This window comes from Rhizobium changzhiense (assembly GCF_013087625.1).
GTDB lineage: Bacteria > Pseudomonadota > Alphaproteobacteria > Rhizobiales > Rhizobiaceae > Rhizobium > Rhizobium sophorae.
The window spans coordinates 487,635-502,381 of sequence record NZ_JABFCQ010000002.1 but is presented as its reverse complement, the minus strand read 5'-3'; the positions used below and the strand labels follow the sequence as shown (position 1 = coordinate 502,381).

Genomic DNA, 14,747 nt, shown 5'->3' with positions numbered 1-14,747 from the left:
GGTATCCGGTGACTCCCATGGCGCGATACGTATTCATCACTGGCGGCGTGGTTTCCTCTCTCGGAAAAGGAATTGCGGCCGCGGCTCTCGGAGCGTTGCTGCAGGCCCGTGGATATCGGGTTCGGCTTCGCAAGCTCGACCCCTATCTGAACGTGGACCCGGGCACGATGAGCCCGACCCAGCACGGCGAGGTCTTCGTCACCGACGACGGCGCGGAAACCGATCTCGATCTCGGTCACTACGAACGCTTCACGGGGCGTTCGGCGACCAAGACCGACAACATCACCACCGGCCGCATCTACAAGAACATCATCGACAAGGAACGGCGCGGCGACTATCTCGGCGCGACGGTGCAGGTCATCCCGCACGTCACCAACGAGATCAAGGATTTCGTCATCGAGGGCAATGACGACTACGACTTCGTCATCTGCGAGATCGGCGGCACGGTCGGCGACATCGAAGCGATGCCGTTCATGGAGGCGATCCGCCAGCTCGGAAACGACCTGCCGCGCGGCACTGCCGTCTACGTTCACCTGACGCTGATGCCCTATATTCCGGCGGCCGGCGAGCTCAAGACCAAGCCGACGCAGCATTCGGTGAAGGAACTGCAGGCGCTCGGCATTCATCCCGATATCCTGCTGGTGCGGGCCGACCGCGAAATTCCGGAAGCCGAACGCCGCAAGCTTTCGTTGTTCTGCAACGTGCGCCCGTCCGCCGTCATCCAGGCGCTCGACGTCGCCAACATCTATGACGTGCCGATCGCCTACCACAAGGAAGGCCTCGACGACGAGGTGCTTGCTGCCTTCGGTATCGAGCCGGCGCCGAAGCCGCGTCTCGACCCATGGGAAGAGGTCTGCAACCGCATCCGCACGCCGGAAGGCGAGGTGACGATCGCGATCGTCGGCAAATATACCGGCCTCAAGGATGCCTATAAGTCGCTGATCGAGGCGCTGCACCATGGCGGCATCGCCAATCGCGTCAAGGTCAATCTCGAATGGATCGAATCCGAGGTTTTCGAAAAGGAAGATCCGGCGCCCTATCTCGAAAAGGTGCACGGCATCCTCGTGCCCGGCGGCTTCGGTGAACGCGGTTCGGAAGGCAAGATCCACGCTGCCCGCTTTGCCCGCGAGCGCAAGGTGCCGTATTTCGGCATCTGCTTCGGCATGCAGATGGCGGTCATCGAGGCGGCGCGCAATCTCGCCGACGTGTCCGGCGCCTCCTCGACCGAATTCGGCCCGACGAAAGAGCCGGTGGTCGGCCTGATGACCGAATGGGTCAAGGGCAACGAGTTGCAGAAGCGCACGGCAGCCGGGGATCTCGGCGGCACGATGCGCCTCGGCGCCTACAAGGCGGCGCTGAAGAAGGGCACGAAGATCTCGGATATCTACGGTTCCACCGATATTTCCGAGCGTCACCGCCACCGCTACGAGGTCAATGTCGACTACAAGGACCGGCTCGAAAACTGCGGCCTGGTCTTCTCCGGCATGTCGCCGGACGGCGTGCTACCGGAGACGATCGAATATCCCGATCATCCCTGGTTCATCGGCGTGCAGTACCACCCGGAACTGAAGAGCCGGCCGCTCGACCCGCACCCGCTGTTTGCCAGCTTCATAGAAGCGGCGACGGAACAGAGCCGTCTCGTCTGACGACTGACAGCACCAGATCGCGTTGTTTCAGGCGCGATCTGGATAACATCCATGCCTGCGCTAACTTGCCGGCATGACCCCTTCACGCAGCACGACCGTCTCACGTTTCATCGCAGCGCCGCGCGAGCGCATCTACCGCGCCTTCCTCGATGCAGATGCGGTCGCCACCTGGCTTCCGCCTGATACGATGAAGGGCATCGTCCATGCCTTCGAGGGCAGGGAAGGCGGCGCCTTCAGCATGTCGCTCGTCTATCCCGACGACGAGATATCGCAACCGGGCAAGACCTCCGACAAGACAGACAGGTTCGAAGGCCGCTTTGCCAAGCTCGTGCCGGACGAACGGATCGTCTGGGCAACGGTCTTCGATTCCGAGGACGAGGGCTTTTCCGGCGAGATGACCGTCAGCACGCTGTTGTCGCCTGCGGATGTAGGCACCGATGTGACGATGGTCTGCGACAATATTCCGTCCGGGATCCGCCTCGAAGACAATGAGGAAGGCTGCCGCTCGACGCTCGACAAGCTGGCCGCTTTCGTCGGCGGTTGAGGATCGGCGGCAGGACATGCTGCCGCCGAATTAACCTTCACGCCGCCGCCGGCAGCGGCCCGATATAGACCGAGCGTGGCCGGATCAACCGGCCGTCGAGCGCCTGTTCGCGCGCGTGCGCCAGCCATCCGACGGTGCGGCCGATTGCGAAGACGCCGGTGAAGGCCTTACGCGGAAAGCCGAGCGCTTCGAGCAGCAGCGCGGTATAAAACTCGACATTGACGTCGAGCGGACGGTTGGGCTTGCGCGCCTTCAGGATCGCCAATGCCGCAGCCTCCACGGCTTCCGCCAGCGCACTGCGGGCGCTGTTTACCTGTCCGGTCGAGATCAGCGGCTTCAGCGCGCCCTTCAGCGCATCGGCGCGCGGATCGCGAACGCGGTAGATACGGTGGCCAAAGCCCATCAGCCTTTCGCCACGGTCGAGTGCTTCCTCGAGCCATGGGTAAGCATTCTCCGCCGCTCCGATCGCATCCAGCATGTCGAGCACAGGACCAGGCGCGCCGCCATGCAGCGGCCCTTTCAGCGCGCTCAGTGCGGCGAGCACGGAAGAGTTAAGGCCGGCCTGCGTCGAGGCGATGACGCGCGATGCGAAGGTCGAGGCATTGAGGCCATGGTCCGATATCGTCACGAGATAGGTGTCGAGTGCCGCCGTCTGCTCCCTGGTCGGCAATTTTCCGGTCAGCATACGCAGGATATCGGCCGCCTGCGGCAGCGAGGCGTTGGGCGCGATCGGTCTTTTGCCGCTTTGCATGCGAAGGATCGCCGGCAGGAAAACTGCGGGCGCAGCAAGAAGGCTGAGAGCAGTATCGAAATCCTCGCCGTCGGGCAGGCGGGCGATCAGCGCCCGCATCGCATCAACAGGAGGCAAAGCGAGCAGAGCGGCATCGGCGGCCTTGATATGGCCGAAAATCCTCGTTCGCGCCTGCGCCAACCAGTCGCGCAATTCCGCTTCGTCGAAGCTTTTTTCCATCAGCCCATCGAGCAATAGGGCGGCGACGCCTTCATAAGTGCCGTCTGCAATCAGGTGATCCAGCGATACGCCGCGGATGATCAGACGTCCCGCTTCGCCATCGACATCCGAAAGCTGCGTTTCGGCAGCAATGACATCTTCCAAGCCGTTTTTCATGTTGTTTCTCCTTTACGACAATGATGATCCGACCTAGTCTCATTGACGTCAATCTTGATGCAATTGATCAATATGAGGTTCCGATGTCGTGGCTGACTGCCGAGGAGGCGCTGCGGGCACTGAAGACCAAGCCGCAGACGCTCTACGCCAATGTCAGCCGCGGGCGCATCCGCGCCAAGCCCGATCCCGCCGACCCGCGCCGCAGCCTCTACCAGGCCGCTGACGTCCAGCGGCTTGCCGAGCGCCATGCCGGCCGCCGCAAGACCGAAACGGTCGCCGCCGAGGCGATCCGCTGGGGCTATCCGGTTCTGTCCTCGGCAATCTCCACCATCATCGGCGGACGGCTTTTCTATCGCGGAAAGGATGCGGCCGGTTTCGCTGAAGTCGCGATGCTGGAGCAGACGGCGGCACTGCTCTGGAACGGCGCGGAGCCACTCTCCTGCAGCGCCGGGGCCGGACATGCCTCTCCGTCGCTTCAGGCGGCATTCCTGGCGCTGGCGGGGCGGGTGACATCGGATCTGCCGTCGCTCGGCCGCTCGCAGGCCGCACTTCGGCGTGAAGCAAGCGGGGTTCTCCATACAGTCGCCGATGCGCTAGCACCTGGGTCGTCGGACCGGCCGCTGCATCTCAGGCTTGCTGCAAGCTGGCAGCGGCCGGCGGCTGCCGATTGCCTGCGCCGCGCGCTGGTGCTGCTTGCCGATCACGAACTCAACGCCTCGGCCTTCGCGGCGCGGGTCACGGCATCGGCGGGTGCAGCCCTTTCGGCCGTCGTGTTGTCCGGTCTGGCGACGCTGACAGGGCCGCTGCATGGCGCTGCCTGGCAGGGCGTCGATGCCTTGATCGATACCGCTTCCGCGCTTGGGGCGGAGCAGGCGATCCGCCGCACGCTCGCCCAGGGCAATCGCCTTTCGGCCTTCGGCCATCCGCTCTATCCCGATGGCGATGTCCGGGCCTTAGCGCTGCTGTCGCAGTTCCACCTGCCGCCGCAATTTGCCGAGGTCCGGGAAGTGGGCGAGGAGATGGTCGGCGAGAAGGTCAACGTCGATTTCGCGCTTGCCGCGATGTGTGCCGCCTTCGATCTCCCGAGGGAGGCGCCGATCATCATTTTCTCGCTTGCCCGTTCAGTCGGTTGGCTTGCCCATGCAATGGAACAGATCGACAGCGGCGAATTGATCCGGCCGCGGGCGCGTTATACCGGACCGGCGCCTGAAACGGATAATAGAGCGTAAGAATTTCGCCGGCGATTGCGACGATTTGCTTTTTTGGTCTAGGGAAATATTTGAATTCGGCTATCATGCTTCATATTAGAAGACGGTTGGGAAGAAGACGCGGTTGATGGACGCTTTCGAAAAGACCCGTCCGCACGGTCAAGGGGACTTTCCATGAATACGACGCTTCGCAACCTTTTTGCCGCCGCACTCGCTGTCGGCCTCATTCCGCATGGGGCGGCCTTTGCGCAGTCTGCCGGCTGCACGGTATCGCGTGATGCCGGCGCCCGCCAGGTGCTCAATTGTCCCGGCGGCGTCACTGTGACGGCGGAGGCCGGCGCGGCCTACAGCCTCGTCGACCGCAACCGTGACGGCAGCCCCGATTCGGCATCGCTGCGCCGCAAGGCCATTCTTGTCGACGTCGACAACACCCAGCACGCCGGTGGTTTTCAGGTCGTGACACCGCAGGCGATTGCGGCCGTGCGCGGCACCCAATGGGCTGTCGATGTCGCAGGCGGCCAGACCTCGGTGCTGGTCGTCAGAGGCAGCGTCGCGGTTCGCCGGCCGGCTGGCGAACCGGTGCTGCTGTCGCCGGGAGAGGGCGTCGACGTTACCGCCGGAACCGAACCCCTCGTCGTGCGTCGCTGGCCGGCGCCGCGCGCCGCTGCCCTTCTTGCCCGTCTCGGCCAATAAGTCCCATGAGCCATCGCCTGCTGACTGTGATCGCGCTGCTGCTCGCCGGTCTTTGGGGAGCTGCGCTCGGCTATACCAATCTCCATGCCGGAAGCGGCCTTCTCGACCGGATGGAGGCCTCGCTTGCCGATATCCGCAGCCTCATCGTCGGGGCGAAAACACCGCCTCCCGTCGTCTCGATCGTCGCGATCGACGACCGCACCGCTGGGGCGCACGGCTATCCGCTCAATCGGGCGACACTTGCGCGCCTCGTCGATGCCATCACCGCGCTTAAGCCGAAGGCCGTGGCCATCGATATTCTGCTGGTCGATCCGGGGCCGGAGGAGGGCGACGCGGCCCTGACCTCAGCCCTTCGCCAGGGGCCAAGCGTGATTGCGGCCGCGGCCACTTTTGCGCAAAGCCGCCAGCGGGTCACCGATGCGGCCGAGGATCCGCTTGCCGCCATCCCGGAGGCAAACCAGCTTCTCTTGCCGCTCGCCCGCTTTGCCGAGGCCGCCGCGGTCGGCATCGTCAACGTCGCAACCGACCAGACCGGCACACCGCGCTTTATCCCGCTGATCTCGCGTGCCGCAGACCGGCTGGATCCGGCTTTTCCGCTGCGTGCCGCGTCGGTGGCGCTCGGCGTCGATCCCACGATCGAACGCGACGCCATCATGCTCGGAAAGCTGCGTATTCCCACTGATATCGGCCAGCGTCTGCCGGTGACATTCTATGGCGGGCACGGCAGCATCGCCACGTTCAGCGCCGCCGATGCGCTGGACGGCAAGCTTTCGGCGGATGCGGTCGCTGGCCGCATCGTCGTCATCGGTTCGACTGTCACCGGCGGCGGCGACGTCTTCCCGACCCCGTTCGATCCCGTCATGCCCGGCGTCGAGGTGATGTCGACGGCGATCACCCATCTCGTTACCGGCGACGGCATGGTGCGCGACCGCAGGATGCGGCTGATCGATGCCGCCACCGCCATCGGACTGCCGATCGTGCTCGTGTCGCTGGTCGCCTGGCGCCGGAGTGCGGCAGGCTATGTCATCATCGTGCTGACGCTGATCGTCTGGGCGATGGTCAATCTGTCGGCCTTCGCACATGGCTATTGGCTGAGTGCAGCGCTGCCGATCGCCGCAGCGCTGCCGCCGGCGCTGGCTTATGGCGCGGCCGAACTCTGGCTCGACCGCGGCCGCGCCCGTCATTACGCCGAACAGAGCGCGCTGCTGCAGCGCATCGAGGCGCCTGGCCTCGGCGAGTGGCTGGCACGCGATCCGAATTTCCTCGCCGCGCCGGTGCGCCAGAACGCCGCCGTCATCTTCATCGATCTCTCGGGCTTCACCGGCCTCAGCGAAAATGTCGGGCCGGTGGCGGTCAGCGAGATGTTGAGCGACTTCTTCGAACTGGTCGACGAGGAGGCCCGCGCCCATGGCGGCGCCATCACCAGCTTCATGGGCGATGGGGCGATGATTCTGTTCGGCCTGCCGGAGCCCGCCGATGACGATGCCGCCCGGGCCGCCGCCTGCGCCGTCAGTCTGTGCGAGCGCACAAGGGCCTGGCTTCAAGCGCATGCCGGCTTTGCCCAGAAGAAGATCGGCTTCAAGGTCGGCGCCCATTGCGGCCCGATCGTCGCCTCGCGATTGGGCAGCGGCGACCGGCAGCAGATCACGGCGGCGGGCGACACCGTCAATGTCGGCAGCCGCCTGATGGAGGTCGCCGCCCGCCATGGTGTCGAACTGGCGCTGAGCGCCGAAATCGTCCGCGCCGCAGGTCCCGACAGCGTGCTTACGCAGTCCGGCCGGATGGAGGGACCGTTGGAAACGGCGCTGCGCGGCCGGGCAAGCCGCATCGACGCCTGGCTGTGGCGCAGCCGCACGCTTTGACAATCGCTGCGGGAGCGGCTAGGAACGGCGCAAATACCCCGCCGGCTGGCTCCGGCCATGGCGCAGCAACGCGCCTGACAGCTCCGAAAGATCGAACCCATGACAGAATTTAACGGCGTCGTTCCGGCGATCGCCAAGGCGTTGCAGAAGCGCGGTTACGCCGAACTCACCCCGGTGCAGAAGGCGATGCTCGATCCGGCGCTCGCCGCTTCCGACGCGCTGGTCTCGGCTCAGACCGGCTCCGGCAAGACCGTCGCCTTCGGCCTGGCGCTCGCGCCGACGCTGCTTGAGGGCAGGGAGCGCTTCGGCAATGCCGGCGCGCCGCTCGCTCTCGTCATCGCCCCGACCCGCGAGCTTGCCCTGCAGGTGAAGCGCGAGCTCGACTGGCTCTTTGAGATGACCGGTGCGGTGATCGTCAGCTGCGTAGGCGGCATGGACATCCGCAGCGAGCGCCGGTCGCTCGAACGCGGCGCCCATATCGTCGTCGGCACGCCCGGCCGGCTTTGCGACCATATCCGCCGCAGGGCGCTCGACATGTCGGAACTGAAGGCCGCCGTGCTCGACGAGGCCGACGAGATGCTCGATCTCGGCTTCCGCGAAGACCTGGAATTCATCCTCGATGCGGCGCCGGACGAACGCCGGACGCTGATGTTTTCGGCAACCGTGCCGGCGGCGATCGCCAAGCTTGCCAAGAGCTACCAGCGCGATGCCGTGCGCATCAGCACCGCGGCCGAGGAAAAGCAGCATATCGACATCGAATATCGCGCACTCATGGTGGCGCCGAGCGACCGCGAGAATGCGATTATCAACGTGCTGCGTTATTACGAGGCGACCAACGCCATCGTCTTCTGCTCGACGCGCGCCGCCGTCAATCATTTGACCGCCCGCTTCAACAACCGTAATTTCGCCGTGGTGGCGCTGTCCGGCGAGCTGACCCAGAACGAACGCAGCCATGCGCTGCAGGCGATGCGCGACGGGCGCGCCCGCGTCTGCATCGCCACCGACGTCGCTGCCCGCGGCATCGACTTGCCGGGCCTCGATCTCGTCATCCATGCCGACCTGCCGACCAATCCGGAAACGCTGCTGCACCGCAGCGGCCGTACCGGCCGGGCGGGACGCAAGGGCATCAGCGCCATGATCGTGCCGCTGAATGCACGGCGCAAGGCAGAGCGCCTGCTCGAGAATGCCGGTATTTCGGCTGCCTGGGCGCGGCCGCCTTCGGCCGAGGAAGTGAGCGAGCGCGACGACGAGCGGCTGCTCGCCGACCCGATTTTCAACGAAACGCCGCAGGAGGAAGAGCAGGGGCTGGTACAGCAGCTTCTCGCCAGCCACGGCGCGGAAAAGCTTGCCGCTGCCTTCCTGCGTCTTTACCGCACCAATCATTCGGCGCCGGAGGATCTGATCGAGGTTACCGTGCAGGACGAGCGCAGCCGCAAGCGCCGCGACAATGCCGAACCGTACGAGCCGGCGCAGAAGGGACCGCGCGAGGATTTCGGCGCCAGCGTCTGGTTCTCCGTCTCGGTCGGGCGCAAGCAGAATGCCGAGCCGCGCTGGCTGATCCCGATGCTCTGCCGCAACGGCAATGTGACGAAGCGCGAGATCGGCGCGATCAAGATGCAGCCCGAGGAAACTTTTGTGGAGATCGCCGCGGCGAGTGCCGAAAGCTTCCTGGCGGCGATCGGACCGAACAAGGCGCTCGAACGTGGCATCCGCGTAACCAGGCTTTCCGGCACGCCGGATTTCAGCCGGGCGCCTGCGCCAAAACCCTATGCCGGCAAGCCATCCCGTGACGAGCGGCCGGATGATTCGTTCCGCAGCGAGCGGCCGAAGAACAAGTTCGGCAAGGGTCCGGGCGGCGGATATGCCGCGGCCGACAATGCCGGTGGGGACAGACGGGATAGCAAGCCCTGGAGCAAGAAGCCGGGCAAGCCAGCTTTCGATGGCCCGAAATCCGACAAGCCGAAATTCGACAAGCCGAAATTCGAAGGCCCCAGATCCGAAGCCCTCAAATATGAGGGTAAGGGCGGCACCGGACCAAAAGCTAAGTTCTCAAAGAAGAAGCCCGGCTGATTTTGCCGGCAGCCCTTCGCTGGTCCGGCGGAGGGCTTTGGGCCGTATCCCCTGAGGGTGGCAAGGATGGTGATGGAAACGGCAATCCTCAGCGTCCCGGTTTTCAGTACACTCTGCAATGAGGCCTTCCGGCTGCGGCGTGCTGTTTTCGTGCATGAGCAGAAGGTTCCTGAAGCCGAGGAATTCGATGCCGACGACCTCAACGCCCATCATCTTGTCGCCGTCACGGCGGGTGAAGTCTCCGGCACGCTGCGGGTCATTTACGCCGAGGAACATGTGAAGATCGGCCGGGTTGCGGTTGCCGGTCTACGGCGCGGCCAAGGCATTGCAGCCGCAATGATCGGGCAAGCGATGGAACTGCATCGCGCTGCCCGCGACAACCGCTTCTATCTCACAGCACAGGCGAACAATCTGCCGCTCTACGAGCGTTTCGGCTTCGTCGCCTATGGCGCGGAATTTCTTGACGGTGGCATGCCGCATCTTGCCATGAAGAATTACTAAGTTTCAGCGACGCGTCATTTCAGTCTTGGGCTTTCACGTCGAAGGCAAGCGAACTTGAAAGGTCGCGGTAGGCATCGATCTGTTGCTGCAACAGCGCGATTTTCTGTTCCACCATGCCAACAGCATCAGCTCCGGCGATGAACCGGCGGGGTAGCTCCGGTTGGTTGACCAGGGTGATCAGCGCCTGGGCGAGTTTTGCGGGATCGCCGCTCTGCTGACCGTTGGCGGATTTCCAGAATGCCAGCTGTTGGGCGCGTCTTTCGTCGTAGTCGCTGACAGATGACCGAGCATATTGGGTTGATTCGTCAGTCAGCAATTCCGTGCGGAAGAAGCCCGGATTGACGATCATCGTTTCGATACCAAACGGCGCCACTTCGGGCTGCAGCGATTCCATCCAACCATCGAGGGCAAACTTCGCGGCAGAGTAAGCGCTGCAAAACTCAAAGCCCAGCAGGCTGGCCGTCGATGAGATCGAGACGATCTTGCCGGATTCCTGCCGGCGCATCACCGGCAGGACGGCGCGGGTGACACTCATGGGGCCGAGGAGATTACTGGCCAACTGCAGACCCATCTGGGCTGAGGTCAATTCCTCAAAATAGCCTGCGTAAAAGTTCGCGGCATTGTTCACCAGCACGTCGATGCGACCAAAACGTTCAAGTGCTGCTTTGACAGCGGAGTCCGCATCGGCAGACTTTGTCACGTCCAGCGTGACGACCAGCAGGTTTTCCGATTGACCGATGGCCGTGGCAACGCGCTCACGATTTCGGCCGGTGGCGACGAGCTTGTCGCCGGACGCCAGAACCGCCTTGGCGAAATCGAGCCCCATGCCGCGCCCGGCGCCTGTGATCATCCAGACTTTACTCATAGAGTTCTCCTTGATGGCGAGTTGTATACCGACACTTTATGCGTTGGCCTTCCGCCCGTGCGCCGCATGATCATCGTTGATCTTGCCGGTCAACGGTTTGTGAAGTGACAGATAGCGATGAAGACAAACGATGATTAGCCGCTATAATCTGCATGAAGTTAGAAATGGGGCTGATAAATGAGACACGGTGACTTCAGCGAACTTGCAGCCTTCATCGCCGTCGCCGAGGCCGGAAGTTTCACCCGCGCCTCCGCCAAGCTGGGACTTTCCCAGTCTGCCGTCAGTTACTCGGTCAGGATGCTGGAGCAGAGGCTGGGGGTGCGGCTAATCTCGCGCACTACACGAAGCTTGTCGCTGACCGATGCCGGAGAGCGTATGCTTCGGAGCCTCCGCCCTGCCTTCGAACACATCGAAAGCGAGATCGCAGCCGTCACCTCACTTCGTGACAAGCCGGCGGGCACTATCCGCATCACGACGTTTCGATATGCCGCCATGAGCGTGCTTTGGCCTGTCATGACAACATTCTTGGCGGAATACCCGGACATTGAAATGGAGGTCATTCTTGACGAGGGCCTGACGGATATCGTGGCCGGCCGGTTCGACGCCGGTATTCGCATTGGAGAACAGGTTCAAAAAGACATGGTTGCCGTCAGGATCGGTCCTGATCTTCGCATGGCAGTCGTCGGATCGCCGTCCTACTTCCAGAACCGCACAATCCCGATGACGCCCCGCGATCTCGGCGACCACCGGGGTATTAGCTACCGGCAAACCACAGGAGGTGGGTTGTATGCCTGGGAGTTCGAGCGCGACGGCGAGGAACTTGTGGTCAGAATGAACGGGCCGCTCATCCTCAACGATAGCTTGATGCTGGAAGCCGCTGCTTTGGATGGGCTCGGGCTTGCCTACACTTTCGAAAGTCAGGTTTCACAATACATTGCAGACGGGCGACTGATCCGAGTCCTCGACGATTGGTGCCAGCCGTTCCCTGGCTATCACCTGTATTACCCAAGCCGACGTCAGCATACGGCTGCGTTTGCGCTCCTCGTCGAGGCGCTTCGTTTCAAAGGCTGACGCTCCTGCCAGGGCTGCCCGGTAGATGGCCGCGATGCGTTGGGGGATTGATCTCGGTTGCGCGATTGCCGATAGACGTGAAGTCCTGCCTGTCCTGATTGCTTGTGAAGCGCGCGGTCATCGCTGACCGCGAAGTGTTGGCGCCATTATTGTCAAGACGTCACGCAACAGGAATATCGCGGCCCTGTGCGGCCCGCTGCATTCAGCGGAACACAGGACCGGGGCAGGCTCTCGTCCGAGCCAGGTTCTAAGCGAGGTTGAAAGGCATCTGCCTGACTGGCTTGCCTGTCAGACGCGAGATGGCATTGGCAAATGCCGGCGCCAAAGGCGGCAGGCCGGGTTCGCCCATGCCTGTCGGTGCATCCGCGCTCGGTACGATGTTGACGTCGAACTCCGGCACATCCGTGATCCTTGCCACCGTGAATTCGCTGAAGTTGCCTTGCTCCACAATACCGTCCTTGAGCGTGATTTCCGCGCCGGCAAGACATGTCGACAAGCCCATGATTGCCGCGCCCTGTACTTGCGCTTCGACGGTACGAGGGTTGACGGCCAGATTGCAGTGAACCCCGGCCGTGACCCGATGCAGCTTCGGCTGTCCATCGACAACGGAGGCTTCCACCACGTAGGCCACCACCGACGCAAAGGATTCATGCACAGCTACACCCCAGGCCCTACCTTCGGCCAAGGTCTTGGAGCCGTAACCACTCTTGTCTACGGCGAGCTGCAGGGCATCCCGGTGACGAATATGCTCGTTGCCGAACATCTTCATGCGATAGGCGACCGGGTCCTGGTCGGTTGCGCGCGCTATATCGTCAAGCAGGGTTTCCATGACAAAAGCCGTATGGGTGGAGCCAACGCTGCGCCACCAAAGAACCGGCACGTTGACAACTGGATGATGCACCGTCAGGCACATAGGAAGCGGATAAGGGTTCCGCATGCCTTCGGTCGTGGCGGCATCGATGCCGTTCTTCACCATGAACTGCTCGAACACAGTTCCCGTCAATATCGACTGGCCGACGATGCTGTGATCCCAGGCCAGCACGTTACCTTCTTTGTCGAAGCCGATGCGAGCGCGGTGTAGGTGCAGTGGACGGTAGTAGCCACCCTTCATATCGTCCTCGCGGCTCCACAGTGTTCGCACTGGCGCGTCCAGCCCCGCCGCCTTGGCCGCTTTGGCTATCTGGCACGCCTCGATGATGGTGTCGCTGCTGCTGGAAAAGCGCCGGCCGAACCCACCGCCCGACGTCTGCACGTTGACCACAACTTGTTCCGGCTTGAGGCCGAGCGCGGTTGCGGCCGCGCCGGCATCGAGCCCGGCACTTTGGCTCCCCATCCAGATCTCGGCGCGATCGTCGGAAAGCCGAATTGTACAGTTCAGCGGTTCCATCGCCGCGTGGGCGAGATAGGGGAACACGAATTCAGCTTCCAGACTGAGTGGTGCGGTTGCCAATGGCGCCATGTCGGCATCGAATTGGCGCGGGCCAGTCTGCGTGGCCATCTCGCGGAATTGTGCAAGCAGCGTTTCGGTATCGACTTTTTCGACCTTCGACGCGTCCCACTCCACCTTAAGGGCATCGCGGCCCTGAGACGCTTGCCAATATCCGTCCGCGACGACGGCCACCCCCTCCGCACCGCGATCCAGCGGCACGCGCAGGACGGCCTTCACGCCTTTGATGGCGCGCGCTGCACTGTCGTCAAGGGAGGCAATTTTGGCGCCGAAGACCGGAGGGCGAGCAACCACGGCCGTCAATTGTCCCGGCAGCTTGAAATCGATGCCAAAGCTCTGTTGGCCACTGCTCTTGGCTTTTGCGTCCAGGCGCTGGGTGGGCTTGCCGATAATGCGGAAATCCTTCGGGTCCTTCAGCGTGATCTTCTGCGGCACCGGCAAGGCCATGGCCGCCTCGGCGAGCTCGCCGTAACCCAGCTTGCGACCATCGGAGGCGAGAACCGCACCGGCCTCGGTTCGCAGAGTGGCAACATCCGCGTTCCAGCGGTCTGCGGCGGCGGCAAGGAGCATGGCGCGGACACGCGCACCCAATTCGCGATACTGCGTAAAGCTGTTCTTGATGGTGTTCGAACCGCCGGTCAGGTGCATGCCGAAGGCCGGATCGACATAGGCCATGTCATTGGTGCCGAGCTGGCTGCGGACAAGGTTCCAGTCTGCATCGAGTTCTTCGGCAAGGATCATCGGCAATGCCGTTTGGACGCCTTGACCGAACTCCAGCCGGTTGATTGTGACCATAACCTCGCCATTTGGCGCAATTTGAACAAACGCAGAAGGCTGCTCGGTCGGCTTCAGAGCGGTGGGCACCTCACCCGCGTCGGTGGACTGGGCGGCGGCCAGATGGGGGAAAATGCCGACAGCCAAACCGAGGGTCCCCGTCAGCTTTAGAAAGCTGCGGCGTGGCAACGCCTGAACCGCCGTTGAACGACCCCGTTCCAGCATGTGCTGCAGCGCACGTGGTAATTCGCTATAATCCATGTTCGGCAACATATGGTGTCTCCCTCAAACGAGATTGCTGGCAGCATCGGCTATGGCGGCGCGGATACGGACATAGGTTCCGCAACGACAAATATTGCCTTCCATTGCCGTATCGATCTCCGAGGCGGTCGGCTGCGAACCGGAGGGCAAGGATGCCAGGAACGCTGTGGCGCTCATGATCTGGCCGCTCTGACAATAACCGCACTGCGCTACATCGTGCTTGACCCAAGCTGCGTGCACAGCGGCGCCGACGCGGTCGCTGCCGTCGGTCGCTTTTTCTATGGTGGTGATATTCAGGCCCTCGGCAGCGGAGAGAGGGGTGCTGCAGGAACGGACAGCCTCACCATCCAGATGTATCGTGCACGCGCCGCAAAGCGCGGCGCCGCAGCCGAACTTGGTCCCGGTCATGCCGAGCGTGTCGCGCAGGACCCAAAGGATGGGTGTCTCCGGGTCGGCATCGACCTCGTGCTGATTACCGTTGATATTCAGTGTGATCATGACTGGTCGGTTCTCCGATGTTTCATAATGGATGTGCTCGTTGACTGCGGTCGTTAGCTAACGGTTAGAACCGTCGATCTCTGAGGCGAGCGACGGCGACGGGAGTGCCGCCAGCAACCTCCAGGATGATGAGACGCCGTCGACCAAGAGCCTGCTCTCCGCGGCAACGTTAGCTCGTCCG

General features: G+C 63.0%; 12 protein-coding genes. 8 read left to right on the top strand and 4 right to left on the bottom strand.

What is annotated here, in order from left to right; all coding sequences use genetic code 11:
• The first annotated feature begins 17 nt into the window (after nucleotides 1-17).
• Both G9X68_RS11835 and G9X68_RS11830 read left to right on the top strand, forming a co-directional pair.
• Nucleotides 18-1,646 (top strand): CTP synthase, encoded by a 1,629-nt coding sequence (locus G9X68_RS11835; RefSeq protein WP_003539844.1) that lies wholly within the window; start codon nucleotides 18-20, stop codon nucleotides 1,644-1,646.
• Nucleotides 1,647-1,719: 73 nt separating this feature from the next.
• Complete coding sequence (locus tag G9X68_RS11830; RefSeq protein ID WP_171602522.1) at nucleotides 1,720-2,190, top strand: SRPBCC family protein; 471 nt, start codon at nucleotides 1,720-1,722, stop codon at nucleotides 2,188-2,190.
• 37 nt (nucleotides 2,191-2,227) lie between these two features.
• Here the strand turns inward: G9X68_RS11830 and G9X68_RS11825 are convergent, their stop codons facing one another.
• Nucleotides 2,228-3,316 carry a citrate synthase/methylcitrate synthase gene (locus tag G9X68_RS11825; protein ID WP_171602521.1) on the bottom strand — a complete coding sequence of 363 codons (1,089 nt, stop codon included), beginning with the start codon at nucleotides 3,314-3,316 and terminating at the stop codon, nucleotides 2,228-2,230.
• A gap of 83 nt (nucleotides 3,317-3,399) precedes the next feature.
• On the opposite strand from G9X68_RS11825, the gene G9X68_RS11820 reads away from it, so the two are divergent.
• From G9X68_RS11820 to G9X68_RS11800, 5 genes are all read left to right on the top strand, one after another.
• A complete protein-coding gene (locus tag G9X68_RS11820; protein ID WP_171602520.1) occupies nucleotides 3,400-4,545 on the top strand; it encodes a citrate synthase in 1,146 nt (381 codons plus the stop codon).
• 153 nt (nucleotides 4,546-4,698) lie between these two features.
• Nucleotides 4,699-5,217, top strand: a complete 519-nt coding sequence (locus G9X68_RS11815) for a FecR domain-containing protein (protein WP_171602519.1) — start codon at nucleotides 4,699-4,701, stop codon at nucleotides 5,215-5,217.
• A 5-nt stretch (nucleotides 5,218-5,222) separates the two neighbouring features.
• Nucleotides 5,223-7,079 carry a CHASE2 domain-containing protein gene (locus G9X68_RS11810; RefSeq protein WP_171602518.1) on the top strand — a complete coding sequence of 619 codons (1,857 nt, stop codon included), beginning with the start codon at nucleotides 5,223-5,225 and terminating at the stop codon, nucleotides 7,077-7,079.
• 99 nt (nucleotides 7,080-7,178) lie between these two features.
• Complete coding sequence (locus tag G9X68_RS11805; protein ID WP_171602517.1) at nucleotides 7,179-9,149, top strand: DEAD/DEAH box helicase; 1,971 nt, start codon at nucleotides 7,179-7,181, stop codon at nucleotides 9,147-9,149.
• Between the two features lie 66 nt (nucleotides 9,150-9,215).
• On the top strand, nucleotides 9,216-9,650 hold the full coding sequence (locus tag G9X68_RS11800; RefSeq protein ID WP_171602516.1) for a GNAT family N-acetyltransferase: 435 nt from the start codon (nucleotides 9,216-9,218) through the stop codon (nucleotides 9,648-9,650).
• A 19-nt stretch (nucleotides 9,651-9,669) separates the two neighbouring features.
• Here the strand turns inward: G9X68_RS11800 and G9X68_RS11795 are convergent, their stop codons facing one another.
• The gene (locus tag G9X68_RS11795) at nucleotides 9,670-10,515 is read right to left on the bottom strand and encodes an SDR family NAD(P)-dependent oxidoreductase (RefSeq protein WP_171602515.1); all 846 of its coding nucleotides are present in this window, start codon (nucleotides 10,513-10,515) and stop codon (nucleotides 9,670-9,672) included.
• A gap of 177 nt (nucleotides 10,516-10,692) precedes the next feature.
• On the opposite strand from G9X68_RS11795, the gene G9X68_RS11790 reads away from it, so the two are divergent.
• Nucleotides 10,693-11,586: a LysR family transcriptional regulator gene (locus G9X68_RS11790; protein ID WP_171602514.1), complete on the top strand. Its 894-nt coding sequence runs from the start codon at nucleotides 10,693-10,695 to the stop codon at nucleotides 11,584-11,586.
• A 247-nt stretch (nucleotides 11,587-11,833) separates the two neighbouring features.
• Here G9X68_RS11790 and G9X68_RS11785 read toward each other — a convergent pair whose 3' ends face one another.
• Together G9X68_RS11785 and G9X68_RS11780 are read right to left on the bottom strand one after the other, a co-directional pair.
• Nucleotides 11,834-14,080, bottom strand: coding sequence for a xanthine dehydrogenase family protein molybdopterin-binding subunit (locus tag G9X68_RS11785; protein ID WP_171602513.1), 2,247 nt, complete (start codon nucleotides 14,078-14,080; stop codon nucleotides 11,834-11,836).
• Between the two features lie 12 nt (nucleotides 14,081-14,092).
• Entirely contained in the window at nucleotides 14,093-14,566 is a 474-nt protein-coding gene (locus G9X68_RS11780; RefSeq protein WP_171602512.1) for a (2Fe-2S)-binding protein, read from the bottom strand.
• Nucleotides 14,567-14,747 lie beyond the last annotated feature (181 nt).